Source organism: Ignicoccus sp., assembly GCF_056435145.1.
The window spans coordinates 24,629-49,360 of record NZ_JBWNMZ010000016.1 but is presented as its reverse complement, the minus strand read 5'-3'; the positions used below and the strand labels follow the sequence as shown (position 1 = coordinate 49,360).

Here is a 24,732-nt window from a genome sequence, read left to right as displayed (position 1 = left end):
TCGAAGCCCGGACCTCCGGCCCGAGGCCGCTGGCGGCCACGGGGCCTCTGGGCCCTGAGGAAGCTCCACCCTCCCCGCGGCGCCGGGGTCCCGCGAGGGACCGGGTTGAGAGCCCGGGCAACGGCACAGAAACGAGACCCCCCTCGGGGAGCCGTGAAGGGGAGGGCCCCCGGCGACGAGGGCTCTACCCGGAGCGGTGAGCCGAGGGCGGGCTGAAACGGCCGCCCCCCGGGGAGCAAGGCCGTGGGGACCCGAGGAGGGCCGCGCGAGGGTCCCAAGGGGCCGCTCAGCCAAATGCCGCCGCAGTACAGAAGGTGGGCTATAGCGGCCTCGGGCCCCCACGCCTTAAGCTAGTTTGATCGCCTCAGCCTTTGGGTTCTCGGCCACCGTTTTTAGCCAGACCCACTGCTCCTCATCGGCTCTCGGGGGCCGTGGAAGTTGATAGTGATAAAGTTAGGGGGTAGCGTAATAAGCGACAAGAAAGTACCCTACAGCTTGAACGTAGAACTGATAAGGGAGATAGGCGAGGTCTTGAGGAAGTACGCCGGCGAGTTGGTGCTAGTCCACGGAGGGGGGAGTTTCGGCCACCCTAAGGTCAAGGAAATAATTGAAAGGGGGCACACCCTCGCTGACAAGGGATTCGAAGTAATAAGGGTAATGAATTTAATGACCAATATGGTGGTCGAAGCTCTGGGAGACCCATTCGCGCCCTACTCCACCCCCTCTTTGTGGGAGGGGAGGTTAAACGCCCGTCCGCTGGCCTCGGCCGCGAAAGCCGGTTGGGTGCCGGTCCTTCAAGGCAACGTCGTCCCTCCCGGCAAGGTGGTCTCGGGCGACGAGTTGGTAGTGGAGCTGGCGAAGGAGTTAGGAGTCAAGAGAGTTGGCGTCGCGACGGACGTGGACGGAGTTTACAAGACTTGGCCTCCCAAGGGCGGGCCCTTGGAGGAAGCGAGCCCTTGCGATGTGGAAGCGAAGGGAAGCGAAGGCATAGACGTGACGGGTGGGATGAAAAGAAAATTGGAGTTACTGGAGGAGGCAGCTCGCACGGCTGAAGTTTGCGTTTTCAACGGATTCAACGTACCCAATTTCGAGGATTTCTTGAAAGGGGGCTGCCCGGGCACGCGGGTGGTGCCGTGCCGACAAGGATGAAACGTTAAAGCTTTCTCAAACCACTAGCTCCCGAAGGAAGTGGAGGAGGAAGAGGTGACCGATCTGTGGTGAACTTACTGAGGTTGCTGAAGCTCATCTTCATGCGTAAGAAGGTATCTGCAAACATCGATTTAGAGGCCGTTAAGAAAGAGAGGGTAACCGTCCCTAACGCCATAGGCAACTCCTCCCCCAAAGGAGGTATTGGAAAGACCACTATACAGCTTGAGAGCGGGGTTCAGCTCGTGCTGAGGGGCAGAGAAGTAGTCTTCATTGACTGGGACATCATGAGCCCCCGACTTTCATTAAGGTTATTGAAAGAGTTGAAGGAAGGGCCTAGCTTAGTTAAAGTGTTGATAGGCATGATGGATGTTACAGAGGCGGTCAGGGACACAGTAATTAGCGGCAGGAGGGGCTCGGTGACCGTACACTTGGTCCCGGCGGTTACGGAGGACGACGTGCCTGAGAACATAAACAAGCTTCTGGAAGAAATGAACGAGACATCAAAGGTAATTAAGATAGTCAACAAAATGAAAGGTTCTGTAGAGAGGCTCGCTAAAGAATACGACGTAGTCTTCAACGACTACCCCGTTCCTTCGTGGGCTACCTACTACACCTACCAACACTTGCTCTCTACCACTAGCTCGTGGATAAACTTGCTCTCGGATAGCAACCCGAACATGATTCAGTTGATAGCCCAACTCCACCAGAGGTACACCAAGAACATCCCCGTCCTCGGCACGATAATAAACATGGTCAGGCCAACTCCCGAGGAGTTCAACAGGGCGAAGGACCAAGCCTTGAAACTTTGTAAAGAAGTGAATGGTCGGGTGGCGATGGCCATACCGTTCGACGGCAAGCTCTACGACGTGTTCGCGGAGAGCCTCGCCTCGCCGGCCTCCCTGAACTACCCCCCTGAGTCCAGCCCAGCGTTATCTATAATTAAGAAGTTCGTAGACGTACTCGAGACGGTGGTAGAGGGTAACCCCCCGAGGGGCGAGTGCGAGATACTTTCTACTCTCTACTAGCCCGGGAGGAGGAGGGAGGTGATCTGGCTGTTGGTGGCCGTGCCCAGAAGGCTCCGACCGGGCGTCACACTCGACGAAGTTATGGTATTGATGCTGGCAATAGTATCTTTGGTGTTAAGCGTTCTCGGCTTCTTCTATATATTGAAGAAGCCGTTCGGCTGACCCCAATCCAAAAACCTCCAGCGCCGTAGATACTCTCGGGAGGAGAAATTTGAAGAAGGTACTGGTTGCCGTCGATGGTTCCGAGTACAGCAAGTACGCCGTTGAGTACGTCTCCGACCTGTTAAACAAAGAGGCGTGGGAAGTAATAGTGCTCCACGTAATCCCTAACATGGAGGAGTTCGGGATAGAGAGCGTCGCGCCGCCCTCGCTGGTCGCACAGCTCTTAGAGGAGCTCAAAGAGAACGCCAAGAAGATAGTAGAGGATGCCGCGAGGACGTTTCAAGAGAAGGGATTTAAGACCTCGACTTTGATTAAGGAAGGTCATGTGGGTAAGACCATAGTGGAGGCTGCGAAGGAACTCGACGCGGACTTGGTAGCCTTGGGTACCCGAGGCCTCAGCGGGATCAAGGCTATAATTCTGGGCAGCGTGGCCCGTTACGTAACCAACCACGCCCATTGCCCCGTCTTGGTGGTTCGAAAGAAGGGGGCTTGAAATCATGGAAGACCTCGCCAAGAAGTGGTTGGACAAGCCTTGGGTTAGGGAGGCAGACCCGGACCTGACCAAGGATTTGGGAAATGGTTGGGTCGAATGTGACCTTTGCTGGAGGAGGTGCAAGCTCCCCCCGAACACCTACGGGGTCTGTGGGGTCAGAGCGAACATTGGTGGAAAGCTCTACACTCTCGTGTATGGCTACGTGACGGCCGCCAACTTAGATCCTATAGAGAAAAAACCGCTAATGCATTTCCATCCCGGAGCTAAGGTTTTCAGCGTTTCAACGACTGGATGTAACTTCTTCTGTAAGTTCTGTCAGAACTGGGAGATAAGTCAAAGCAGGAGGGAACAGATCTATGGGAAGTACCTAGAGCCCGAAAGGGTGGTCCAGCTGGCCCTAGACTTGGGAGCCGACGGCATAAGCTACACCTATAACGAGCCGACCATATTTTTCGAATTTATGTATGACGTGGCAAAAATAGCGAAGAAACACGGATTGTTCAACACGATGGTAACTAACGGTTACATCACTCCGGAAGCGATAAGGAAGTTGGGCAACTATATGGACGCCGTAACTGTAGACTTCAAGGGAAACGCCAACAAGGAGTTCTACAGGAGGTTTATGGGAGTTCCCGACCCCGAGCCCATATTCGAAAGCTTGAAGGTAATGAAGGAGGTAGGCTGGTTCATAGAGGTGACGGACTTAGTCGTCCCGAAGTACGGCGACAAGCTAGAGGACGCTGAGAAGCTGATAATGAGAATAAAGGAGCTCCTGGGCCCCGAAACGCCTATGCACTTCTTGCGCTTCCATCCAGACTACTTGATGAGGGATGTAATGCCGACGCCCGTCGAGACTCTAGAAAAGCACGTCGAGCTGGCAAAGAAGCTGGGAATGCACTACGCTTACATAGGCAACGTCCCCGGCCACCCCTACGAACACACCTACTGTCCCAAGTGCGGCGAAGTCGTAGTGGAGAGGTACGGCTTCTACATAGTCGCTTGGAAGCTCTCCGAAGACTTCCGCTGTCCCAAGTGCGGCTTCAGGCTCAACTTCAAGGGTAAGTTCCACGGCCTTACGGGGGAGTGGTACCCTTGATCACCTCAGTGACGGTCTTTGTGGTGGCATTAATTTTGAGTTTTATTTTGTTTAAGAATAACTCTACCCTCGCGAAGGTGGCCGGACCGATCGCTCTGGCTGCCTTCTTGGCTTTGTTAGTTTATTGTGCGGGCTACTCGTAACTGGGCTCCTCAACCTCCGTCCTTCCGTCCTCCACCTTGTAGTGGAAACACGACCGGTAGCCTTCGTGACAAGCTATGAGGGAGGCTTGCCTTACCACCAATAGCACAGAGTCCGCGTCACAGTCGTAGTAGAACTTCTCGAGAACTTGTATGTGGCCGCTGGTGGCCCCCTTGACCCAAAGCTCTTTCCTGCTCTTGCTCCAGTAGTGGACTATCCCGGTCGTGAGGGTCTTTATCACAGCTTCTTTGTTCATAGAAGCAACCATTAAGACCTTCCCGCTCTTGTACTCTTGCGCCACGGCCACCACTGTTTGGTCGGGCCACCTGTAGTTCAGCTTTTCTGCAACCTTCTTGGCCTCGTCCTCGCTAACCCTCATCAACCAGTTCCACCTCCACCTCTCCGTCGTGCTGAGAGAATATGTAAAGGAAGTCCCCACCTATTACCTTTACCCAGTACGTTTCGCCGTTAACCTTGATCTTCTTAGGTTTACCGAGAAGTTTATAGAATGTCTTAGACATCTCTATAAAGTCTATATTTTCTGGCTTCGAAAAGCTGGCCACTCTGAACTTTTTCGGCAACGGGAATATGTAAGGTACACAACTCATTATATTAAACACCTCGACCTTGTTGTTGCTTGCCGCCGCTAAGGGCGAGCTTCCCCACGACAAGTCGTCCACTGGCCCGATTTTTGTGGAAACCATAGAGTTTCCGTTTATATCGAAGATCACCAAATCGGAGCCTTTGCTGCCAGCGGCCAAGTAGGAGCACGTGTCGTCGAAGTCCAACCCCCACACGTTGGAGCCCAGCCTCCCCTCCCATAGTTTCGATGGCGCTTGGGGGTTCGAGGCGTCGTATGTTATCACTACCCCCTCCCAAGTGGAGGCGGCCAAGTAGTTGTCGCACCACTTGGCCTTGTTGACTGGACCCCCTAGGTCTTCCTTCCAGACCTCTTTTGGTTTCGTCAATACGTACAAGCGGCCGTCGTGGCTGGCCACCGCTATGTACCTCTCGTCGGGCGACCAGCTTAGTCCCCACACGTTGTCCTCTGTCAAATATTCCCACATCGGTTCAAAGGAAGAATCCCTTACCGAGACCTTCCCGCCCTCTGTGCCGAGGGCTATGAAAGAGCCGGATGGGGAGAAGGCACACGAGTATATCGCCGAGTCCAAGTCTATCTTCTTAACAATTTCTCCATCAGTCTTAAAGATGTACAAAGAACCGTCGTCGTTGCCGAAGACTACTAGGTCGTTTTCTGGATGGAAAGCAGCGCAGTTGAAGCCTCTTGATGCGTCGAACCTCCAGCTCATTATAACTTTTCCCCTCTTGGTTACGACGTACGCGTGCCCTCCTTCTTCGCCCGTTCCCTCACTTCTTGGGGAGGCTTTGGACACTGCTATTGCTAACAAGTTATCCTTAGTATCTATAGAGAGGGAGCCCCCTTCCGTAAAGAAGGTGAAGTCCTTTTCTAAGTTTAATGAAAGCTTTCGCAACCCCGTTCTACCGTTTTTCGGTATCAAAGCCGAGCTTATTTTGTGGGAGGAGATTCGGTTCGAGTAACCATGATATAGTCTGACCCGGAGCTCATGTTAGGGTTCTAAACATGCTTGATGAGGGGGTAATCACTACGACCATACTTAAGAGAAGCGTCGAGGAGCTGATGAGTTACGCCCAAGGGAGCGACGTGATAGTAGTGGGCGCCGGCCCCGCCGGGCTCACGGCCGCCTACTACCTTGCCAAGGAAGGCTTCAAGACCTTGGTTTTAGAGCGCAAGATATCTTACGGCGGCGGCATAAACGGAGGCGGAACCCTCTTCCACAAGGTTGTGGTCGAAGACTTGGAGGTAGACGGCTATTCGAGTTTCGAGATCACGAAGGAGCTCGGCTTGAGTTTGGAAGAGACCGAGTACGATGGGGTAAAGCTGATCGACGCTGTCGCGTTGACCGCGACGCTAGCTTGGAGGGCCGTCGAGGCTGGGGCCAAAGTTCTCTTGGGATGGCACGTCGAGGACTTGATATACCGCGATGTGGGCGGAAAGACCAAAGTGACCGGCGTAGTGGCGCTCTGGTCTCCGATAGAAGTTGCCGGCCTACATGTAGATCCGATATTCTTCAAGTCGAAGGCAGTGGTCGACGCCACAGGTCACGGGGCAGAGGTCTTAAAAGTAGCGGAGAAGAAGCTGGGCTTGCCGTTAGGCGTGGCTACTGAGAGGGGGGCGTGGGCAGAAAGGGCCGAGGAGCTCGTGGTCAAGGAGACCGGAAGGGTCGTGGACGGGTTGTACGCGGCCGGCATGTCCGTAGCCAGCTGGAAGAAACTCCCCAGGATGGGGCCTGCCGTTTCCGGAATGCTCTTGTCCGGCAAAAAGGTAGCTGACCAGATCAAGGGTGACTTAAGATCTTGACGGAACTCTGGAAGGCGTCCATCCTCATAATCGGTAACGAAATATTGATTGGGAGAGTCGTCGACACCAACTCAGCCAAAGTCGCGAGGGCGTTGACCTTACTAGGCTATGAGGTAATAGAAATAAGAAAGGTTAGGGACAGCATAACGGAAATAGCCGAAAATATCAGGGACCTCTTGCACGCGTCTAACGTTTTGATAACTACCGGGGGCTTAGGACCTACGTACGACGACGTCACTGCAGAGGCCATTTCCCTAGCGTTGGGGCTTCCTCTAGGGATAAACGAGAAGGCAAAAGAAATGATAGAAGAAAAGATAAAGAAGATGGGATTAGAATTGACGAAGGAGAGGCTGAAAATGGCAATTATGCCGCTAACTGCCAAACCCATACCGAACCCCGTAGGCGTTGCACCGGGGATATACATCAAGATAAACAACAAGAGGATCTTCGCGCTCCCGGGAGTGCCGGCGGAGGTGGAGGCGATGCTGGACTACGTCGTAGACGTATTGGAGGACATATCGCTCTTCCGCAAGGGAGAGGTGTGCGAGACGATAGAGGGCGTTAGGGAGGCCGACATAGCTCCCTTAATAGAGGAAATGGCGAAGACGTACCCAGACATCTACATAAAGTCTCACCCCGGCATGAAGGACGGCGAGCCGTACGTGAAGGTTTGTGCCTTAGCGACTGCCGACGACGAGGAGACGGCTAGGAGAAAGGCTTCAAAAGTTGTTAAGGCTATAAGGGACAGGTTGGGAGCTTGAGGGAACTAGTCCCTCAGAGGCTAGCCGAGGAGCTGAGGTTCAAGGGGTTTTACGTCTCGAGACATGCCAACTGGCTGATAGTTATGAAGGGCGAAAAGGTCGCCGCGTTGGTTTACGTATACCCCCTTTATTCAGAGGCCGAAGTGGTCGACTTGGGAAGCGGAGAGGAGGTCGAACGAATCCTACTCAAAATAGCGCCGGACTTCAAAGTGAGGAGGAGGAAAGCCCTGCACCTAGAGGAGGGCGAGGGGCTTGCAAGCTGACAAAGTTAAGGTCCTCACTCACTGGGACGCGGACGGCATAGTTTCGGCCGCCAAGGCGATGATGAGGCTAGGCGAGGTCGAGGTTCACGTCCCTCGGATAGGGAGGTGGTCAATCGAGGCGGTTCCTCCAGAGGCCCTAGGGGGAAAGCTGTACGTTATGGACTATTCCATGCCCTATGAGGACTGGCAGAAGCTCTGCGATAACGTCGAGGGACTCGTCGTCCTCGACCACCACGCGGCCCCCAAGCCCCCCTGCGGGGAGGTCTACAACCCCGCCTTGAGGGGCGAACACGTCCCGAGCGCATCCTTAGTAGTATCGGACTTCTTCGGCTTACCCTACGACTGGCGGGACGCGATAGCGATAGCGGGGGACCTTCACGACCCGTGGGGTAACGAGGCGTGGGAAGCGATACTGAGGAAAGAAAACTTGAAGGGGGAGGAAACCATAGAGGCGGCGGCTCTCTTGAACTCGTGTTACAAGTTGTTGGACTACAATTGCATACATAACTCCATCAAGAAGCTCGTCAATGCCGAGGGATTGGAAGAGATCTTAGAGGACGAGGAGTTAAGAGCAAAGAGGAGGGAGGCCCTCCGACTGGTGGAGGAACTAACGCAGAAGGCCGAGTGCTGGGAAGAGGGCGGCAGGAGGGTCTGCATAATAAAGGACGAGAGGGCGGCGCTCGTCGCTTCCTCTTTATGGAAGAGACTCAGTCGGGGCGAGGAGACAGTCGTCATAGCTTTGTGGAACGAAGGCGTGAGGGTTTATTGTAGAGGCGGGAAGAAGGATTACACGGTCCTAATAGAGAAATTGAGAAAGATAGGGATTAGAGAGGTGGGCGGGAAGGACGTGGTCTGTTCGGCAAACTTGAGTCCTCGCGAGATAGATAAGGTCTTGATAACTTTAGGATTGAAGCTTAAGGAAGACTTGACCGCCCTTTCTGTGCGCGACGGCCAGAACCGGCATTAAAAAAGTTTATAAGCTCCTTTGTAAAGCCTCTTCGGAGCCGGGTCGTCTAGCGGCCAAGGATGCGGGGCTCTGGCCCCCGTGACCGGGGTTCGAATCCCCGCCCGGCTACCACCCCCGCCTAGGGTCGTAAAAAGAGTTGTAAAGGAGTTGGGACGACTGCAATAAAAACACGAGGACTTAGGCTTTCATCCAATTGCAGCGATTGCTAGGAGGACAACTAAAGCCGCGGCGACCAGTACTATCGGGGCTATCTGTTGTAGGCTGGAAGGCGAGAGCGGTAGGCCCGAGCCCCCGCCTCCCCTCTCTTGCGGCACTAGCTTCACGCCGGACTCGCCGACCGCGCCGTCAGGAAAGAAGAACACCTTCCCGCCTCCTTGAAGTTCTATCTCGTACTGTGCGAACTCCTTAGTTGCCATTATGGGCACGGTCTTTCCCGCTCCGACCCACCACCCCTCGCCTCTCTTCCTTTGAATTAAGATGTAGGCTTCGTTGCCTTGCTGGATACACACTATTAACGTACCGGAGGGGAAGCGGAAGTCGCCCTTGGTGACGGCCTCGGTCGAGTTCTCGGCTCCTACGATGGTCATTAGGTTAGCCGGCTTTATGATTAACCTACCAGTAACCGTTGGGGTCGTCTCGTTAACCAAGGTTATGTATAACTTTGCCCTCTCTATCCTCTTACCGCCTTCTATTTGGACCAACTTGAACACCTTCTGCCAGCTGTGGGGCGAGAAGTAATAGTAATAATACCCGGTGTCGTTGCTCAGTTTTATGCCCACTAAGGCGTCCTCGCAGCTTATTGCGTACGTCGCGAACGCGAGCAGCGACAGCGTCAACGCAAGTCGTCCGAACACTTCGACATCACCGATCCTTCTCAACCATCTAGAACTATATTAAGATTTTATGGCTTATCATGGCTTAAGGCCCGCTTGACCCTAACAAGCTCCGCGACCTCCGCCCCGCCGGCGTCAGCGATGAGAGGACTCTTGGCGGCCACATTCTTGGGCGTGTTAAGCGGAGTTACTTTGAGGACCGGGAGCGCGTTCAAGGAGTTGAACGAAGGCCTTGGCTTCATGGCCGGGCTAGCGGTCGCCTTCAGTTTGGGTAGGTCGTTAGTTTCTTTTTTCTCCAGCGAAGCCGCCAACAGGTACGGCGGGAAGGTCACGGCTTCAGGCTTCGCGGCCTTGTCAGTTATAGGGTTGTGTTATTACTTAGCCCCGCCTTCCGCCTACCCGTTCTTGAGGCTCTTCCACGGGCTGGCCTCCGGCCTCACTTGGCCTTCTATGCAAGTTCTAGTGATGATGAGCGCAAAAGATTACGAGAGGGCCAAGGTGTCTTCGTTGTACTTCTTTGTAGGCAACGCAGGGGCCAGCTTGGCTTACATGATAGGCGCCTTGGCCCCCTCAGCGTCGCTGTTGACCTCGTCGCTCACTCTGATGGCGGTTTCCACATATCTGTTTAAGGAGTCTGGCAAGATAAGGCTTGTAAGGCGTTCCGGGAGAGGGCTGTTCGCGCCGCCCCCTCTTCCCCTCTTGATGATGGCGTTATCCGCAGGAATGTTAAATGTGTTAGTAAATTCCGAAATAATAATGTATTTGGTAGGTTCTGCCTTCGGGAGGTGGGCCTCCGGCGCCCTGTTATCTGCGGCCTCGGCGGCCGGGAGCGCGGTCAGCTACTTTGCCGGGAGGGCGCTGCTGGACGTCCGACAGTCTCCAACGTCTCTGTTCGCGCCGGCGGCGGGCTCGTTAGCATCTTCATCCTTCTTGTTGTACGGTGACCCGAAGGCGAGCGCGACATCGGTGCTCTTCGCTCAAGGCTTTCTAGCGTGGTGGCGAAGCGCCTTGACGGCGGCGGCCAGGACGGGTGACGTGGGGAAGAGGATAGGTCTAATAAACCTCGGAAGGGACTTGGGTAACGTGATAGGCGGAACGGTGGTCTCTTTCCTCGGCGAATTCGGAATTTTGGTGGTCGTCGCGACGTGTTACGTTTTGACATTCGCGAGCGCGCCTTTGGTCCTCTCGGAGGGGGGCCGGGAGGAAGGCGGGAGTGGTGGCCACGCAGGGATTTGAACCCGGGACTACCGGCTTAGAAGGCCGGCGCCCTGTCCTGGCTAGGCGACGGGGCCTCCGGGCCCGGGGGCTGGACTATGGAGGGTTATTTAAGGTTGAACGGAGGAGGTCCCTCACCTCGTCCAAAATTGCCCTAGCCACCAAGAGTTTGGGCACTTTGGCTACATGTTTTACCCTTCCATCCTTGTGTAGTATGAATACTTCGTTCATATCCGAAGCAAACCCCACGTCTTTCCTATCTACCCTGTTGGCAACTATTATATCAAAACCGTACTTCTCCAGCTTGCTCTCCGCTTGAGCTAACACGTCCTCGCCCACTACAGCGGTGAACCCGACTTTGACCTTCGCCTTGACCCTCTTAGCTACCTTGGGAGTCGGGACCAGCTTGAGCTCCACGCTCTCTGTCGAGTCCAGCTTGCCCTCGAAGCGCCGCTCAGGCTTGTAGTCCGCAGGGGCAGCAGCTAAGAAGACCACGTCATATTCCTCTTCACCCACGACTTCGGCCATCTCCTCCGTAGTTTCTACGGGAATTCTCTTGACCCACGGAGGGTAAACGGCTTGGGAGGGCCCGTGGACGACCGTAACTTCAGCTCCCCTGGCGAAGAGCTCCCAGGCCAAGGAGGACCCCATCTTGCCGGTGCTCGGGTTAGATATGAGTCGGATCTGGTCTATGTACTCCCTCGTGGGCCCTGAAGTGACGAGGGCCTTCACCCCTAGATAATCCCTCCCCCTGAGGGTTACGCTCTCCACTACGTTCGCAACCCACTCGGGCTCGGGGAACCTCGCCCTTCCTCCTTCGACCACCGGCTCCACTACGACGTAGCCCATCTCCTCGAGTGCCTTCTTTGCTCGCGAGTATTGGGGACTCTTCAACATGCTCAAGTGCATTGATGGGAATATCAAGACTGGTTTGCCATACTCCTTTATATTGAGCGCGGTTAGGACCACCGGGTCGTCCGTGATGCCGTAGGCAAGCTTGCTCATGACGTTTAGCGTAGCTGGGGCTATAGCCATTGAGCTAACTTCCTTGGCTAAGGAGATGTGTTCGGTCTCGCCGGTCAGCTCTACTACGGGGGGCTCGCCGGTGGCCCAGTGAAAGACCTCTGGCGAAATGGCCCCTGCGGCCTCTCTCGTCATTAATACCTTAACTCGCCCGTTCCTCTTGAGGAGCTCTCTGGCGACGTCTATTGACTTGTACAAGGCCACGCTGTAGCTGACCCCCAAAGCTATTATTTTCCCAGAGAGTGAGCGCCACTTGAGGCCCCGGATCTCTTCTGCTGGGTGCACCCTTCCCACTGCCGGAGGTGGGCGCGCGTGACGGCAATTAAGGCTAGAGAGGTCGAGGTCAGGGAGGCGAAATACGAGGACTTACCGACTATAGTTATGATAAATAGAGCTGTGTTACCCGAGAACTACCCCTTTAGCTTCTTCGAGTTCATACACAAAATAAACCCTCGTTACTTCCTCGTGGCCTCGATGAACGGGAAGGTCGTAGGGTATTTAATGTCTATCATAGAGAGGAGAGGAAGTATAATGATTCCGGACACATCTCTGGCTGCTAGGATCAAGGCGGGCGAGAGGGCCTCCCACCTCCTCTCCCTGGGCGTCTTGAAGGAGTACTGGGGGATGGGCGTTGGGAGCGCATTGATGAAGGAGTACTTGAGGCGCTTAGAGGACGACGACGTTAACTTCTCGTTTCTGGAAGTGAGGGTAAGCAACAAGAGAGCTATCCGCCTCTACAAGAAGTTCGGGTACACAGTCTACAAGGTATTACCAGTATACTATTTGGACGGCGAAAACGCCTACTTGATGGTGAAGGAGCTACGAAGGTAGCCGTGCTGGCCGGCGGGAGGAGCGAGCGTTTCGGCAAGGACAAACTGTTAGCGCTAATTGACGGGAGGACGGTAATAGAGAAAGTTTTGCTTAACTTAAGGCCAGACGTCGGCCTCACGACCAACGAAGAGCGGTGTAGGCTTTATGGATTCAGCAAGTGTCTGTACGACGAGGGGAGGGGACCGGCGCACGCGGTGGCCGCCTTGGGCGAGGGAGAGTGGGTCGTGGCCCCCGGGGACCACCCGTGGCTCAAGAGGAGCACGCTGGAAGCCTTGAACTCCTTCAGAGAGACGTTCGGTGCTGACGTGGCCGCGCCCTTGCACGACAACGGCGTGGAGGCCGTGCTCCTCAGCTTGGTGGACCCCGACTCTTTCGTTGTATTCAGCGGCAAGATGACGGACTTCATTCGGCAAGCCGGGAGGGCGGTCTTGGTGGGGATCGCCCTTTTGACTAGAGACCCCCTCGAGTTTGCCCACGTTAACACGGAAGAGAGCTTAAAGTTGAGGGAGCCTAAGGGCAGGCCTAGTTACGAGTTAATAATAATGGACAAGGTTTATAAGAAGGATTCGGTCGAATTCTACCGCTCCTTGGGCCTTTCGACTCTCGCCAGACACGCAAAAGTCCCCTTGCCCCGAGAGCTCAGGGAGCGAGGGTGAGGCTGTCAGAGCTGGCAGAGGCCTTGGGCGCGGAGAGGCTTGGCGAGGTCCCCCCGGAGAAAGTGAGGGAAGTTCTGGAGAGGTACGAAAGGATCGGAAAACCGGTGATCTACAAGGTTGAAGGTTGGGAACCGGAAGCGGTGTCGGCCCTCTACTCCTCTCGGGAGGCCGTGTGGATGGCCTTGAACGCCGGAGGCGACGAAGAAGCGTACGAGAAGCTCTTACACCCTAAGAGGGGCCCGACAAAGCCGGCGCCGTTTCGATACAGAAGGGTCGAGAGCTTGGATTACTTGCCTTGGGTCAAGTTCTACCCTGAGGACGGAGGAGCCTACCACACGGCTACCATTTACGTTGCTTGCTTGGACGGCATTTGCAACGCCTCCTACCACAGAACGATGTACTTGGGGGCGCGGAGGGCGGCCTTGAGGATGGTGCCTCGCCACTTATACAAGATGTATAAAGAAGCCCTCGAGAGGGGGGAGGAGCTCAAGGTCGCGGTAGTCATTGGCCCCCCTAGCGAGGTCGAGTTCGCCGCGGCCCTTTCACCTCCCCTTGGAGCGTTCGAGCTGGAGATAGCCGCAGGCTTGGCTGGGTCCTTGGAGGTGACCAAAACTCCTTTGTACTCCATACCAGTCCCGGCCCACGCCGGCGCGGTCATAGAGGGCCGCATAACCGCCGAGAGGGCTGAGGAAGGGCCGTTCGTCGACTTGCTTCACACTTACGACTCCTTGAGGAAGGAGCCAGTGTTGGAGGTCGACGCGGTCTACGCGGGCGACGAGCCCCTCCACATAATCCTCCCCGGGGGCGTGGAGCACCAGTTCTTGATGGGCTACCCCAAGGAGGCTAGCATATGGGACTCGGTTAGGAAGGTAGTACCTAAGGTTCACAAGGTGAGGTTGACCAGAGGCGGTGGGATGTGGCTACACGCGGTCGTGAGCATTGAAAAGAACGTCGACGGCGACGCCAAGAACGCCATACTGGCCGCGTTCGCGGGCCACCCTTCCTTGAAGCACGTTGTGGTAGTTGACCCGGACGTCGACCCGGACGACCCTTACCAAGTGGAGTGGGCGATTGCAACGAGGTTCCAAGCCGACGAGGACTTGGTAATAATTAAGAACGCTCGGGGCTCCTCATTGGATCCCAGCTCCCAAGATGGCTTGACCAGCAAGATGGGGCTGGACGCTACAGCCCCTCTCAAGTCTAAGGATAAGTTTAAGAGGGTAGGAAACATTTGACGCAGCCTTCTAAGCATTCCCTTACCGAGAGCTCGTCTTCCTCGACCAGCGTGGCGTCCTTCAGCGTGTAAACTCGGTCGCAGAAGCTCAAGGCTACGGGGTCGTGGGTCACCACGAACGAGGCCGCGGTCCTTTTCTTTATCGTATCCATGAGTTTTGCCGAGTTCCACGGGTCGAGCTGAGAGGTGGGCTCGTCAGCCAAGATGGAACAGCACCCCCTGGCGAGCTGTAAGGCGACGGCGATCCTTTGCTTCTCACCCGAGCTGAGCTCCCAGACTTTCTTGGTCAGGTAGTCCGAGCCGAGGTTGAGATCTCTTATTATGTCAATGAAGTTCTTGAGGTACCTCGAGGAGCTCGTGCATTCGTTCAAAGAGGCCAAGTGGGTCGCTAGCTCAGCCACGGTCCCCGGGGGAAACTTCAGCTCTTGGGGGACGTAAGGCCAAAGAAGCTCTTTGAGGAGGGCTTTGAGGAAAGTGCTCTTACCTAGCCCGGAGGGGCCCACTAGGCAGCTCACGCCCCTCTCTATTACCACTTCTTGTTCCTTAACTACAATCCTCTTTCCGAACCTTACTTCTTTAACTTTAACACGGCGAGGTAAGCGTTTATCGAATTGTTCGCAACCACCAGGGCCTTCAAGACCGTTGCTATTAAGAGGCCGACGACGGCTTCCTTCGGGTCTATGATGTAGAAGACGGCCGAGAGCAGACCGAAGGCCACTTGCGCCCACAGCGCCGGCTCCCCTGCCTTCACGAGGGGAGCCATTATCGGGTTGACCTCCCTGCCCACGCCACTGTTAACGACGGCCATGGTAGTGAAGTAGTCGGCCAGGCCTAAGAACAAGTAGGCTGTCAGGAGGGCCAAGAACAGCGGAAAGGTCTCCACAGCAAACACCCTAATAAGCTTTTCACTACCAGCTAATACGTCGATCGGGGAAGCTTTGAAGGAGCCGCCCCTCAAGCCCTCGCCAGACGAGCCGCTCTCCTCTGCTATAGAGGAGTACCTAGAGTTCATGGAAGTTTCAGGGGCAAATAAAAAAACTTTGAAAAGCTACAGATCCGCACTCAAAGACTTCTTGCGCGTGGTAGGGGACAAGAAGGTCGGCGAAGTGAGGTACGAGGACTACGTCAAGTGGGTAAGAAAAAGGATGAGGGAGGGGTTTTCACGAAGCGTAAAGAAGGACAAGAAAGCTCAACAGACTACGTTGCACTACTATAGTTTGTTCGTTAGGAACTTCCTCAAGTGGTTGGGCCTAGAAGGCTTGCCCGCGGTTCCCAAGCAGAGGAAGGACGGCGTAGAGGCCTTGAGGCCAGAAGAGGTCGCCGCGTTGCTCCAAGCCGCTTACGAGGACCCTATAGATTTTCTAATAGTTAGTTTGCTCCTCGAGACCGGCCTGCGGGCCTCCGAAGCAGTCAACGTTACTTTGGATAAAGTAGACTTCCGTCGGAGGCAGATAGCGGTTAGGGGGAAGTACGGTAAGGAGCGGGTGGTGTTCTACGGCCCGCTGACGGAGGAGGCCCTCCGGAGGGCGTGGAGTTACGTCGCTTCCTCAGGGAGGCTCGTCCCGCTCAGCTACCAAGCGCTGTACAAAAGGCTCAAGAAGTTGGCGAGGAAGGCCGGATTGCCGGAACACAAGCTTCACCCACACGTGCTGAGGCACACGTTCGCGACGGAAGCTCTGAGGAGGGGGATGAGCTTGCCGGCCGTGCAGAGGCTCTTAGGCCACAGCGACATGAAAACCACTCAGATCTATCTGCACTTGTTAGTTGATGACGTGAGGAGCCAGTACTTCCAAGCCTTCTCAAGAAGCCAGCATGGTGTAGACTTGGAGAGCTACCATTACGCCGACTACGGGGGGTATCAAGCTGATGGTGCTCTGAATTATGAACTTGCCCGCAGTTTGCAGGACGGCGTAGGTTATGAGCCAAGTGGTTATGAATACTATAACGGCCAATATCAGCTTCACATCCATCACGACCACCCTCTTAGTAACGGAGTACGAGTAAGTAGGTCACGACCAGCGCGACGAGCAGCGACGCAGTCGACGAGAGGCCAGATGTCAGCGCGTCCACCGACATATTTATCAGAGGACGCGTTACTTGGAGCACGGCAGCGGTTATTAACATCGTCACAAACCCCGCCACAGCCGCGGCCAGCACAGCGACCACGTCCACCAACTTCTGCTCCCCAAGCCTCGTTATCACCCACTCTTTATAAAAACGGGGGCGACGGCGCGGTAGGTAGCACGGTTGCTGGTCGCGCTTTACTACGTTCTCAAGGGAGACCCATACAAAGCACTGAAGGAGGATTTGGAATTCTTGAAGAGGGCGAAGCTGCTTACGGAAGACATGAAAATTACAGAGAAGGGTATGGAGTTGATTCAACAGTTAATTTCCAAGCCAATTATCTTGAAGGGCAAAGTGGTGAGCGGGGACGGGGAGGGGAGGTATTACCTATCCCTAGAGGGCTACCGGAGGCAAGTGAGGGAAAAACTGGGCTTCGACCCCTTCCCAGGTACTCTCAACGTTCTGCTGGACCCGGCTTCTACGGAGAAGAAATCCACTTTAATGTACAAGAGGCCGATCATATTAATGGGATTTATGGAGAACGGGAAGAGGTATGGAGAGGTCTTGGCGTTCCCGGCGAGGGTCGGTGGAGTGGAGGCAGCTTTGGTTATACCTTTGAAGACCCACCATCCTCCGGAAATAATAGAATTAATTTCTCCGGTGGAGTTGAGGAAAGCGCTGAAACTTAAGGACGGGGACAAGGTAGAGGTACTCATCTATTAGGTTTCCTCGAAGGCCGGAAGATGAGTTTTATCAACGCCTTTCTTGCCCCTCACTTCGGTGTCTAAGTAATGGAAGGTATATCCCACTACGCTCCGCCAAGCTTAGCAATTGTAGCACCGATCCCAATTGCTTTACCGTTGTTGATGTCAATAGTAGTGTTGTTAAGCCCACTCTACAAAAAGAGGATAAACTTCAAACCACTGTGGGCGGGGGAAAGGGAGGACTGGTGGGAGTGGTCCTTAGCCGTCGCAACCGCGGGGGCGGTGATCCTAGTCTCTATTTACTTGCTCGCCGAAGGCTACGGGAAGAGTTACGAGATAAAGTATTACCCTTGGTACCCTCTGCCTTCCCATCCTAATAACTTCTCACTTCTTGTTGATACAATCTCGAGTATAATGGCTGTTGTAGTGGCCACGATAACATTCTTGGATTTGGTGTACAGCTGGGAATACATGGCCGGCGCCAGAGGTCCCAACAGGTATTACAGCGAGATGATGCTATTCTTGGCTTCGATGGAAGGTATAGTGTTTTCGGGTAATTTAGTACTGATAATGTTGTTTTGGGAGTTGGTGGGGGCTGCCAGCTTCCTGCTGATTTCTTACTACTGGTATGACCCGATTGTGGGTCCCAACGCGGTTAGGGCGGGAAGGAAAGCGATACTGGTCACGAGAATAGCAGACTTGTTCTTCCTAGCGGGCCTCGGAGCTCTCATCGCGTTGGCGGGCACGGGCAACGTCTTGGAACTCCAACACTATGAAACCTTGGCGTTCCAAAAGTGGTTGGGGGCAGCGGCATTAACTGCAATATTGGTAGGAGTAACCGTAGGCGCGTTCGGGAAGAGCGCTCAAGTGCCCTTCTGGCCGTGGCTTTCCGACGCGATGGAGGGTCCGACGACGGTCTCTGCATTGCTTCACTCAGCAACTATGGTAGCGGCTGGCGCCTACTTGATAGCTCGCCTCTTCCCGTTGTACGAGGAATTCATAGCATTTAACTTAACCTTAATGGACTTTATAGCTGTAGTTGGCGCGATCACCGCCTTCGTCGCCGGGCTGTTTGGCGCAGCGGCGAGGGACATAAAGAAAGTAATAGCGTTCTCCACAATGAGCCAGTTAGGTTACATGTTCTCAGCGCTGGGACTGGGGAGCTTGTTGGCCGGCGCGGCGCACTTGTACATCCACGCCTTCTTCAAGGCTTTACTGTTCTTGGGCGCGGGAGCGGTCATACACTCCCTCGAACACGTGCTCCACCACCCCTACAAGGCCAGAGATATGTTCAACATGGGCGGACTGTGGAGATACATGAAAGTCACATTCGTAACAACTCTTATAGCCCTTCTAAGCTTGATAGGTCTGCCGCCCTTCTCGGGCTGGTGGTCCAAGGAGTTAATAATAGAGAGCGCCCTTCACAGCCAAGTCCCCCACGCCCTCGTAGTAGGGGTGGTCCTCACTTTGGCCGCCGGCTTAACCGGCTTTTATAGCGGGAGGTTACTGTACTTAACCTTCTTTGGCAAGGCGCGCTGGAAAGCGTACGGAGAACACCTCCACGAGGCTGGCCCGGCGATGAAGTTCGCTCTCATCACACTAGCCTTAATAGTTTTGATCTCTGGCCCCACAATAACGTTCGCGCTAAAGAAGGCTCTGCGCGCTCACGAGGGCTTACCTAAGTACGAGCTCCCCTTGGGCAGCGCAGCCCTAGCCTTGGCGATAACGGGCTTCTTCACGCCCATAGCCTATTATGTTATAATGGGCGTTACGGAGAGGGGCGGGATAATAAGGAAGCTCTGGTACCCGCTCTACAAGGAGTTCTGGTTCCACGAGTTCTTCCACTCGGTGGCCGGCTTTTGGGCTTACGCGCTCTCAAGGGCCGTCGACGCCGTAGAGAAGGCCTACACTACCTTCTTAGTGAGCGTAGCCTTCTTCGTAGGCCGTGCCTACGCGTGGGGCTGGGCGGTTAGCGTCAGGCTGGCTGACGAAGACTACTGGGACGTCAAGGTAATAGACGGCTTAGCCAAGTCAATTGCTAGGTTGGGTAAGAAGGTCCTCGAGCTACAGAACGGCGATATAAACCTCTACGTAGCGCTCTCAGCGGCAGGACTGACGTTATTGATGTTTGTAACGCTGATATTGTTGTTCGGTGTGGGGTGGTAAGGTATGTGTGAGGTGTTAGTATCCATAATAATAGCGGCCTTAGCGTCCGTAGGAGTGCTGCTGATAGGGGAGAGGAAAGCGAAGGCCTTCGCCGCCGTCACAACTGTGATAATAGCTTTGCTGCTGGCGAAGCCCATACTGGTCGGGGCCAGCGGAAAAATTTATTTAGAGAGCTACGTCATACCGGGCCTCCACTCCATAGGTGCTGATTTGACCTTTAGAGTAGACGCGCTCAGCTCCTTGTTCCTAGCGATAACTGCGCTCATCTTCGTAGCGGTGGCGTGGGCAGCCAGCTGGGAGATAGAGGAAAGGCCCAAGCTGTACTTGGCTTTAATGCTGGCCTCAGAGGCAGCGCTCATAGGAGTCTTCGCCACGTGGAACTTGTTCTGGTTCTACCTGTTCTGGGAGTTCACGTTATTACCTATGTTCATCCACATACTTTATTGGGGCGGCGAGAGGAGGGTCTACGCGGCCTACAAGTTCTTCGTATATACACAAGTAGGAGGCCTGATGCTGCTAGTCGCCATAGCGTTGGGCTGGCTCTACGGCGCCCACACCTTCGATTTCACGGCCTTCGCGGCTTCGTTACCAGTGACGCCGGACTGGGTTAAGACGGCTTTCGCGTGGTTAACCTTGCTGTCGTTCTTCATCAAGATGCCCGTCCCCCCGTTCCACACGTGGCTCCCCGCCGCCCACGTGGAGGCTCCCAGCCCCAGCTCAGTCATACTAGCGTCGTTGATGCTCAAGATGGGAGGATACGCGTTTATAAGGATAACTTTGGGCATGGTGCCTTACGTGCTAATGGGTGCCCTTCCCTTCATAGCCGTCTGGGCAGCCTTAGCGGCCGTCTACGCGTCCACCGTCGCGATAGCTCAAGAGGACTTCAAGAGGGTAGTTGCGTACACCAGCATCACTCACATGAGCATGAGCACCATAGGCGCAGCTGTGTGGGCCATGGGCCTCAAGGAAGCTTCTCTACTCGGCTTCGTGGGCTCAGTCTTCGAGATGATATCTCACAGCTTCGTCGTAGGGGCCCTATTCTTGTTGAGCGGAGTGATAAAGCACTACTGCCACACTAGGAGGATACCGGCCATAAGGGGACTGGCGTTCGTTGCACCCGTTCTGAGCACAGTAATAATGGTGGCTATCTTCGCGGGCTTTGGGCTGCCCGGCACCAGCGGCTATCCCGCCGAGCTCAGCTTGGTTGCTTCAGCGGCCGGCATGGCGAGATACAACCCAGCGGGATCCTTGGTCTTAGCTCTGCTGTTAATAGCGATAGCCACGGTCACGGGCTACTTGGTGTGGGACGCCCAAAGGATGCTCTTCACCCGTCCTTCGCTAGAGACCGAAGACGTTCGGTTCTATCACGTGGGGCCAATACTGTATTTGCTAGCGATAAGCGTCATAGTGGGGGTAGTGCCGGCCCTCGTAATGGACCCGCTAATTAAGGCAATCCACCAGATGCCGGTACTGCTCGCGGGGGTGATAGGATGATCGAGCCCGGCGCGGCCACTTTTATTATAGTAGTTATAGCCATGGCTGTCGGAGGCCTAGTTGAGGGCCTCTCGCTCTTCATAAACAAGATATTGGAAGACAAAACCCCTCCGCACCCCGACAAGTTCGAAAGTTACGAGTGCGGCGAGCTCACCATAGGCGATCCCCAGAGCGTCAACTACACGGTTAACTTTTACCCCTACTTGGTCGCCTTCTTCGTCGCTGAGGTGGCCAGCATACTGGCCTTGGCGGCCTCCGGAAGCCCTAAGCCTAACACATTAGTTGGTATAGGGTTGTTGTACTTCAGTTTGGTGGTTGGGTTAATTTGGTTAAGGAAGATAGGGATAATGAGGTGGACGCAATGAAGTTCAAGAAGGTCTCTCGTGAAATGATAAAGAAGAGTGTCCCAGTCAAGGAAGCGCTCAAGTGGAGCCGGAGGAACAGCTTGTGGTTACTGCACTTAGGTATAATGTGCTGTGCAATAGAAATGATGCAAGCTGCTTTCGCGTTCCACGACTTCGAGAGGCTGGGGGTACTCGCGCGAGCCACGCCCAGACAGGTGGACGTCATATTGATCAACGGCCCCGTGAACCGGAAGCTCGCGGAGAGGCTCAGGAGGCTGTTCATGCAGATCCCGGGCCCTCGGTTCGTTATAGTCATGGGCGAGTGCGCGATAAACGGCGGGCCTTGGTGGCAGAGCGACTACGTGCTCGACGGAATACACGAAGTGATAGAGAGCTTGCCCGAGGAGTACCGGAAGGACGTACACGTGGTCAACTTGGCCGGCTGCCCCCCGAGGCCGGAGGGCTTGTTGAGGGCCATATTGAAGATGGAGGAGCTAATAAATGAGGGAGACCTCGCCAAGGCTCCCCTTACGCGCTACCGCTTGTACGACGAAGAGGGTTCCGACAAGAAGCTCGTGAACCCCATGCTCCGTTACGCCTATAACAACCGCAAGGCGGGTGAGGAAAAATGAACTTCGTGGGTGAGGTCGAGAGGAAAGAGTGGAGCAACGCCCTCTACGTTGAGGTGGAGCCTCAGTACTGGTACGAGAACGCCGCGAGGCTGAAGGACCAAGGATACCTCTTCACTTCCATGCTGACGGCCGTCGATTGGCCGGGAGAGAAGAAGGTACAAGTCTTCTTCTTAGTTCATAGAATAAGGGACGCCAGCTCCGTAGTCCTCAGCACCAAGGTGGACCGGGACCACAGGGAGCTGCCCAGCCTGAGCTCACTTTACCCCGGCGTGGAGTGGCACGAGAACGAGACGTACGAGATGTTCGGGATCAACTTCACTGGCCACCCGGACTACGAGAGGTGGGGGAGGATAAGGAAACTGCTCCTCAGCGAGGACCCCAGGCTCTTCCCCAAGGACCGCTTCCCCTTGTTGAAGGACTCTGGGGGTTACAAGAACTTACCTAAGGTCAACTGGGCAGAGATAGAGGGCACGGATCGAGAGAGGGAAGGCTTGAGGGAGGACCTAACCTACGTCTACGTCGGTCCCCAGCACCCTGCCACTCACGGACCAGTGGGGTTCTTGCTGGGCCTCAAGGGTGAGGTGGTGGAAGACGTAATACCCCGCTTGGGCTACGTACACAGAGGCGTGGAGTGGATATACGAACAAAAGGAGTACTTGAAAGTGATACCTCTGCTGGACAGACAATGCTACATAGACGGCATAGGTTGGGAGTGGCCCTACGTAATGGCCTTGGAAGAAATTATGGGCGTTGAGGTAGATAGGAGGGCGCAGTTGCTGAGGATCTTGGCCGCCGAGCTGAGCAGGATACAGTCTCACTTGCTTTACATAGGTTCCTTCGCCGAGAACGTGAATCACTTGACCGCCTTCGCTTGGACCGTAAGGGACAGAGAAGTATTCATCAACTTGTTAGAAATGCTTACCGGCCAGAGGATGACGTTCAACTACCTAAGGCCTGGCGGGGTGGCCTTCGACCTCCCCCAGAGCTTTAAGGACGTGTACGAGAAGGTCGTCGCCAGGTTCCGCAAACATTTCGAGAAGCTAATAGAAACTACTCTCGACAACCCCACGGTAGCTATGAGGGCCGAGGGGGTAGCACAAGTGAGCGCGGAAGAGGCCATAAAGTATGGCTGGAGCGGCCCTAACTTGAGGGCTTCCGGCGTAGCTTGGGACTTAAGGATAAACAAGCCCTACGGGGGATACGAGGACGGAATAGACTTCGAGGGAGCCGTAGGGAGCGTCGGGGACAACTTGGACAGAATGCTGGTCCGGTTCGAGGAAATACGCCAGAGCCTGAAAATAATCAGGCAAGTGCTGAGGGAGCTGACCGAGAGGGGGCAAGACGAGCTCGGCACGCACTTGAAGAGGGTTCCGCCGTTCCCGCGCAAGCCCGGGGTAGCCTATGGTTACCACGACAGCCCCAGGGGGGAGAACGGGATACTGCTGGTTGCCAACCCAACGGACCCCAAGTGGAGGACTAGGCCGTGGAGGGTACACATGAGGTCCCCGGTCTTTGTGCATACTATGAGTTTGAAGTACTTGGGTAAGGGGCTCTTGTTGCAAGACTTCTTAGCCTTCTACATCTCTTTGGACACGTGCGTAGCCGAGATGGACCGCTAGAGACCGCTCTCCATAAGCGCTTTTATAGCTTCTTTCTCTTCTTTCACCTCCCTCAGCCTCGCCTCGAGCTTCTGGACCTCTTCGGAGCTTGGCAATAAGTAATACCTCTCCAGACACTTTTTCAATACTTGAACACCTTTCTTGACCCTCTCTGCGACGCTCTTGCCTTCGGCCAGCTCGGCGAGGGCCGAGGTAAACTCCTTAGGGTTCTTAAGCTTTAATATTTCTATTAATTTATCCGGAGGAGGGCAGTTTTGTATTTCCCCTATCCTCTCCTTCACCTCTTTTATAATGTTTAGAGCGTCTTCCAACAAACTTTCTGCTTCCTCGTAGTTTGCGTAGACTTGCTTCCAGTCCGAGGAAGCTACGGAGGTGAGCTTCTCAACTTTCGCTATAACCGAAGAGATCAGGTCGCTAGCGTTTTTGGTTCCTTCCATAGTTTCTGTAATACTCTCTATCTCCTCTAATATTTCCTTCGCTAGGGGAGTGCCCATGTAGGAGCCCTCAGCTATGTCTTTAATCTCGCCTAGGCCCGGCGCCCCCTCCGGGCCTTCCTCTGCCACTTCTACTTCCTCTGTCCCTCTCTCCTCTGTCTCTGTGGGGAGCTCGTACGCCTCCACGCTTCCGTCAAGGAAGCCCACTACCAAGTACTTGCCTTGGGCGTCCAGGGCGGACGGCCTTCCCTCTAGCTTGAGATTCAACAGCTCCGTGCCCTCCACGTCGTAGACCTTCAGGCTCTGTGATCCCATGTTAGTTACAAATATAAAATTATCAATAACCCTCACCAAGGTAACGTGCGTTCCAACCTCCTTCTCCCACGCCTTCTCTTTATTCTTAAACACTATCAAGGTCTTTGTAGTTCCGACGGCAGTAATCTCGCCTCTCTTGTCCACGCTGTACACCTTCTCTTTGCACGAACAGAACTCGTCTCCCCTCCCGCTTATCGCGTCGATCTCGTGTACCTTCCTCCATATTTGGTCAGGCACATAGATGGTGTTGTTCTCAACTTCTAAGTTCTTCCCTACGCCCCCAACGTCGTAGTGCCAACCTCTCTCTCCTTCTAGGTTGAACTTAACGCACGCGTCGGAGCACGCCACTAAGTTGTTTTTGTTTATTAACGCTACGGCTTCGTTGTACCTCCCTACTTTTATCTGGGCCTTTATCTCTCCATCGGAGGTTAACACCTTAAGGATGCCGTTCTTATAAGCGACCGCGAACAAGCCGTCCTTGTAGTGGGAAGCGGTGGAGGAGCCCTTCTCACACTCCTTCTTGATTACCTTTCCATCATACATCAAGTAGGCGCAACCGTCGTCGCACGCTGCCAGCACTCTGCCGTTCTCTGAAACAGAGAGCGAGTTGACCCTCTTCTGCAAGTTTACTTTCCACAGCCTATTCAGCTTGAATGACATTCCGAAGTCCCATGGAGAGGGTTGGAGACCTAGCTATTTAACTGGACGTC

General features: G+C 54.7%; 29 protein-coding genes, 2 tRNA genes, 1 other RNA gene and 1 pseudogene. 23 read left to right on the top strand and 10 right to left on the bottom strand.

The window, feature by feature from the left end; translation table 11 throughout:
• Positions 1-20: 20 nt before the first annotated feature.
• The 7 genes from rnpB to AC1HCZ_RS05405 all read left to right on the top strand — a co-directional run bounded on the left by rnpB (position 21) and on the right by AC1HCZ_RS05405 (position 4,068).
• An RNA gene (rnpB, locus tag AC1HCZ_RS05435) (RNase P RNA component) lies at positions 21-334 on the top strand.
• A 110-nt stretch (positions 335-444) separates the two neighbouring features.
• Positions 445-1,149, top strand: a complete 705-nt coding sequence (locus tag AC1HCZ_RS05430; RefSeq protein ID WP_479462584.1) for an amino acid kinase family protein — start codon at positions 445-447, stop codon at positions 1,147-1,149.
• 65 nt (positions 1,150-1,214) lie between these two features.
• Positions 1,215-2,174 carry a ParA family protein gene (locus tag AC1HCZ_RS05425; protein ID WP_479462530.1) on the top strand — a complete coding sequence of 320 codons (960 nt, stop codon included), beginning with the start codon at positions 1,215-1,217 and terminating at the stop codon, positions 2,172-2,174.
• Between the two features lie 18 nt (positions 2,175-2,192).
• Entirely contained in the window at positions 2,193-2,336 is a 144-nt protein-coding gene (locus tag AC1HCZ_RS05420) for a hypothetical protein (RefSeq protein WP_479462529.1), read from the top strand.
• 49 nt (positions 2,337-2,385) lie between these two features.
• Complete coding sequence (locus tag AC1HCZ_RS05415) at positions 2,386-2,829, top strand: universal stress protein (protein WP_479462528.1); 444 nt, start codon at positions 2,386-2,388, stop codon at positions 2,827-2,829.
• 4 nt (positions 2,830-2,833) lie between these two features.
• Entirely contained in the window at positions 2,834-3,925 is a 1,092-nt protein-coding gene (gene amrS / locus AC1HCZ_RS05410; RefSeq protein WP_479462527.1) for an AmmeMemoRadiSam system radical SAM enzyme, read from the top strand.
• Entirely contained in the window at positions 3,922-4,068 is a 147-nt protein-coding gene (locus AC1HCZ_RS05405) for a hypothetical protein (RefSeq protein ID WP_479462526.1), read from the top strand. Before amrS ends, AC1HCZ_RS05405 begins: the two co-directional genes overlap by 4 nt.
• Here the strand turns inward: AC1HCZ_RS05405 and hisI are convergent.
• Both hisI and AC1HCZ_RS05395 read right to left on the bottom strand, forming a co-directional pair.
• Entirely contained in the window at positions 4,059-4,445 is a 387-nt protein-coding gene (gene hisI, locus AC1HCZ_RS05400; RefSeq protein WP_479462583.1) for a phosphoribosyl-AMP cyclohydrolase, read from the bottom strand. The two genes, AC1HCZ_RS05405 and hisI, sit on opposite strands and share 10 nt — an antisense overlap.
• Positions 4,435-5,559, bottom strand: coding sequence for a WD40 repeat domain-containing protein (locus AC1HCZ_RS05395; RefSeq protein WP_479462525.1), 1,125 nt, complete (start codon positions 5,557-5,559; stop codon positions 4,435-4,437). Before AC1HCZ_RS05395 ends, hisI begins: the two co-directional genes overlap by 11 nt.
• Positions 5,560-5,669: 110 nt before the next feature.
• Between AC1HCZ_RS05395 and AC1HCZ_RS05390 the strand changes: the two genes are divergently transcribed.
• The 5 genes from AC1HCZ_RS05390 to AC1HCZ_RS05370 all read left to right on the top strand — a co-directional run bounded on the left by AC1HCZ_RS05390 (position 5,670) and on the right by AC1HCZ_RS05370 (position 8,569).
• Positions 5,670-6,467: a sulfide-dependent adenosine diphosphate thiazole synthase gene (locus AC1HCZ_RS05390; RefSeq protein WP_479462524.1), complete on the top strand. Its 798-nt coding sequence runs from the start codon at positions 5,670-5,672 to the stop codon at positions 6,465-6,467.
• On the top strand, positions 6,464-7,228 hold the full coding sequence (locus AC1HCZ_RS05385) for a molybdopterin-binding protein (protein WP_479462523.1): 765 nt from the start codon (positions 6,464-6,466) through the stop codon (positions 7,226-7,228). Before AC1HCZ_RS05390 ends, AC1HCZ_RS05385 begins: the two co-directional genes overlap by 4 nt.
• Entirely contained in the window at positions 7,225-7,491 is a 267-nt protein-coding gene (locus tag AC1HCZ_RS05380; RefSeq protein WP_479462522.1) for a hypothetical protein, read from the top strand. Before AC1HCZ_RS05385 ends, AC1HCZ_RS05380 begins: the two co-directional genes overlap by 4 nt.
• Positions 7,481-8,458 carry a hypothetical protein gene (locus AC1HCZ_RS05375; RefSeq protein ID WP_479462521.1) on the top strand — a complete coding sequence of 326 codons (978 nt, stop codon included), beginning with the start codon at positions 7,481-7,483 and terminating at the stop codon, positions 8,456-8,458. The genes AC1HCZ_RS05380 and AC1HCZ_RS05375 overlap by 11 nt, the downstream gene beginning before the upstream one ends.
• Positions 8,459-8,493: 35 nt before the next feature.
• Positions 8,494-8,569 (top strand) — tRNA-Gln (locus AC1HCZ_RS05370).
• A gap of 74 nt (positions 8,570-8,643) precedes the next feature.
• Here AC1HCZ_RS05370 and AC1HCZ_RS05365 read toward each other — a convergent pair.
• Positions 8,644-9,336, bottom strand: coding sequence for a hypothetical protein (locus AC1HCZ_RS05365; RefSeq protein ID WP_479462520.1), 693 nt, complete (start codon positions 9,334-9,336; stop codon positions 8,644-8,646).
• Between the two features lie 96 nt (positions 9,337-9,432).
• Here AC1HCZ_RS05365 and AC1HCZ_RS05360 point away from each other — a divergent pair, with 96 nt between their 5' ends.
• Positions 9,433-10,527, top strand: coding sequence for an MFS transporter (locus AC1HCZ_RS05360; protein ID WP_479462519.1), 1,095 nt, complete (start codon positions 9,433-9,435; stop codon positions 10,525-10,527).
• Here the strand turns inward: AC1HCZ_RS05360 and AC1HCZ_RS05355 are convergent.
• A tRNA-Arg gene (locus tag AC1HCZ_RS05355) sits at positions 10,506-10,583 on the bottom strand. The genes AC1HCZ_RS05360 and AC1HCZ_RS05355 overlap by 22 nt on opposite strands.
• A gap of 19 nt (positions 10,584-10,602) precedes the next feature.
• Positions 10,603-11,823: a bifunctional phosphopantothenoylcysteine decarboxylase/phosphopantothenate--cysteine ligase CoaBC gene (gene coaBC / locus AC1HCZ_RS05350; RefSeq protein ID WP_479462518.1), complete on the bottom strand. Its 1,221-nt coding sequence runs from the start codon at positions 11,821-11,823 to the stop codon at positions 10,603-10,605.
• Between the two features lie 18 nt (positions 11,824-11,841).
• Here coaBC and AC1HCZ_RS05345 point away from each other — a divergent pair, with 18 nt between their 5' ends.
• From AC1HCZ_RS05345 to AC1HCZ_RS05335, 3 genes are read left to right on the top strand one after another with little or no spacing between them, the layout of a single operon-like run.
• Positions 11,842-12,360, top strand: coding sequence for a GNAT family N-acetyltransferase (locus tag AC1HCZ_RS05345; RefSeq protein WP_479462517.1), 519 nt, complete (start codon positions 11,842-11,844; stop codon positions 12,358-12,360).
• A 2-nt stretch (positions 12,361-12,362) separates the two neighbouring features.
• Entirely contained in the window at positions 12,363-13,016 is a 654-nt protein-coding gene (mobA, locus tag AC1HCZ_RS05340; protein ID WP_479462516.1) for a molybdenum cofactor guanylyltransferase, read from the top strand.
• Positions 13,013-14,251 carry a UbiD family decarboxylase gene (locus tag AC1HCZ_RS05335; RefSeq protein WP_479462515.1) on the top strand — a complete coding sequence of 413 codons (1,239 nt, stop codon included), beginning with the start codon at positions 13,013-13,015 and terminating at the stop codon, positions 14,249-14,251. Before mobA ends, AC1HCZ_RS05335 begins: the two co-directional genes overlap by 4 nt.
• Here the strand turns inward: AC1HCZ_RS05335 and AC1HCZ_RS05330 are convergent.
• Positions 14,229-14,783 (bottom strand): ATP-binding cassette domain-containing protein, encoded by a 555-nt coding sequence (locus AC1HCZ_RS05330; RefSeq protein WP_479462514.1) that lies wholly within the window; start codon positions 14,781-14,783, stop codon positions 14,229-14,231. The genes AC1HCZ_RS05335 and AC1HCZ_RS05330 overlap by 23 nt on opposite strands.
• Positions 14,784-14,818: 35 nt before the next feature.
• Positions 14,819-15,262, bottom strand: coding sequence for a DUF5658 family protein (locus tag AC1HCZ_RS05325; protein ID WP_479462513.1), 444 nt, complete (start codon positions 15,260-15,262; stop codon positions 14,819-14,821).
• Between AC1HCZ_RS05325 and AC1HCZ_RS05320 the strand changes: the two are divergent.
• Positions 15,261-15,998, top strand: a pseudogene (locus tag AC1HCZ_RS05320) (tyrosine-type recombinase/integrase); the annotation flags it as partial. The gene AC1HCZ_RS05325 and the pseudogene AC1HCZ_RS05320 sit on opposite strands and share 2 nt — an antisense overlap.
• A 51-nt stretch (positions 15,999-16,049) precedes the next feature.
• On the opposite strand, the gene AC1HCZ_RS05315 reads toward AC1HCZ_RS05320, so the two are convergent.
• On the bottom strand, positions 16,050-16,220 hold the full coding sequence (locus AC1HCZ_RS05315; protein WP_479462512.1) for a hypothetical protein: 171 nt from the start codon (positions 16,218-16,220) through the stop codon (positions 16,050-16,052).
• 13 nt (positions 16,221-16,233) lie between these two features.
• Positions 16,234-16,452: a hypothetical protein gene (locus AC1HCZ_RS05310; RefSeq protein WP_479462511.1), complete on the bottom strand. Its 219-nt coding sequence runs from the start codon at positions 16,450-16,452 to the stop codon at positions 16,234-16,236.
• Positions 16,453-16,497: 45 nt separating this feature from the next.
• Between AC1HCZ_RS05310 and AC1HCZ_RS05305 the strand changes: the two genes are divergently transcribed.
• From AC1HCZ_RS05305 to AC1HCZ_RS05280, 6 genes are all read left to right on the top strand, one after another.
• Entirely contained in the window at positions 16,498-17,037 is a 540-nt protein-coding gene (locus AC1HCZ_RS05305; RefSeq protein ID WP_479462510.1) for a DUF120 domain-containing protein, read from the top strand.
• A 68-nt stretch (positions 17,038-17,105) separates the two neighbouring features.
• Complete coding sequence (locus AC1HCZ_RS05300; RefSeq protein ID WP_479462509.1) at positions 17,106-19,184, top strand: NADH-quinone oxidoreductase subunit 5 family protein; 2,079 nt, start codon at positions 17,106-17,108, stop codon at positions 19,182-19,184.
• Positions 19,185-19,187: 3 nt separating this feature from the next.
• Positions 19,188-20,678, top strand: coding sequence for a complex I subunit 4 family protein (locus tag AC1HCZ_RS05295; RefSeq protein ID WP_479462508.1), 1,491 nt, complete (start codon positions 19,188-19,190; stop codon positions 20,676-20,678).
• Positions 20,675-21,043 carry an NADH-quinone oxidoreductase subunit A gene (locus AC1HCZ_RS05290; RefSeq protein ID WP_479462507.1) on the top strand — a complete coding sequence of 123 codons (369 nt, stop codon included), beginning with the start codon at positions 20,675-20,677 and terminating at the stop codon, positions 21,041-21,043. The genes AC1HCZ_RS05295 and AC1HCZ_RS05290 overlap by 4 nt, the downstream gene beginning before the upstream one ends.
• The gene (locus tag AC1HCZ_RS05285) at positions 21,040-21,654 is read left to right on the top strand and encodes an NADH-quinone oxidoreductase subunit B (RefSeq protein WP_479462506.1); all 615 of its coding nucleotides are present in this window, start codon (positions 21,040-21,042) and stop codon (positions 21,652-21,654) included. The genes AC1HCZ_RS05290 and AC1HCZ_RS05285 overlap by 4 nt, the downstream gene beginning before the upstream one ends.
• Positions 21,651-23,273: an NADH-quinone oxidoreductase subunit D-related protein gene (locus AC1HCZ_RS05280; protein WP_479462505.1), complete on the top strand. Its 1,623-nt coding sequence runs from the start codon at positions 21,651-21,653 to the stop codon at positions 23,271-23,273. Before AC1HCZ_RS05285 ends, AC1HCZ_RS05280 begins: the two co-directional genes overlap by 4 nt.
• Here the strand turns inward: AC1HCZ_RS05280 and AC1HCZ_RS05275 are convergent.
• The gene (locus tag AC1HCZ_RS05275; RefSeq protein ID WP_479462504.1) at positions 23,270-24,682 is read right to left on the bottom strand and encodes a hypothetical protein; all 1,413 of its coding nucleotides are present in this window, start codon (positions 24,680-24,682) and stop codon (positions 23,270-23,272) included. The genes AC1HCZ_RS05280 and AC1HCZ_RS05275 overlap by 4 nt on opposite strands.
• Between the last annotated feature and the right edge of the window lie 50 nt (positions 24,683-24,732).

Bases quoted from the DNA above. Each gene is read 5' to 3' on its own strand.
- amrS (WP_479462527.1), top strand. From the start codon at position 2,834: ATGGAAGACCTCGCCAAGAAGTGGTTGGACAAGCCTTGGGTTAGGGAG.
- hisI (WP_479462583.1), bottom strand. From the start codon at position 4,445: ATGAGGGTTAGCGAGGACGAGGCCAAGAAGGTTGCAGAAAAGCTGAAC.
- AC1HCZ_RS05390 (WP_479462524.1), top strand. From the start codon at position 5,670: ATGCTTGATGAGGGGGTAATCACTACGACCATACTTAAGAGAAGCGTC.
- AC1HCZ_RS05360 (WP_479462519.1), top strand. From the start codon at position 9,433: ATGAGAGGACTCTTGGCGGCCACATTCTTGGGCGTGTTAAGCGGAGTT.
- AC1HCZ_RS05325 (WP_479462513.1), bottom strand. From the start codon at position 15,262: ATGAACTCTAGGTACTCCTCTATAGCAGAGGAGAGCGGCTCGTCTGGC.
- AC1HCZ_RS05315 (WP_479462512.1), bottom strand. From the start codon at position 16,220: ATGGATGTGAAGCTGATATTGGCCGTTATAGTATTCATAACCACTTGG.
- AC1HCZ_RS05300 (WP_479462509.1), top strand. From the start codon at position 17,106: ATGGAAGGTATATCCCACTACGCTCCGCCAAGCTTAGCAATTGTAGCA.
- AC1HCZ_RS05295 (WP_479462508.1), top strand. From the start codon at position 19,188: ATGTGTGAGGTGTTAGTATCCATAATAATAGCGGCCTTAGCGTCCGTA.
- AC1HCZ_RS05290 (WP_479462507.1), top strand. From the start codon at position 20,675: ATGATCGAGCCCGGCGCGGCCACTTTTATTATAGTAGTTATAGCCATG.
- AC1HCZ_RS05285 (WP_479462506.1), top strand. From the start codon at position 21,040: ATGAAGTTCAAGAAGGTCTCTCGTGAAATGATAAAGAAGAGTGTCCCA.
- AC1HCZ_RS05280 (WP_479462505.1), top strand. From the start codon at position 21,651: ATGAACTTCGTGGGTGAGGTCGAGAGGAAAGAGTGGAGCAACGCCCTC.
- AC1HCZ_RS05275 (WP_479462504.1), bottom strand. From the start codon at position 24,682: ATGTCATTCAAGCTGAATAGGCTGTGGAAAGTAAACTTGCAGAAGAGG.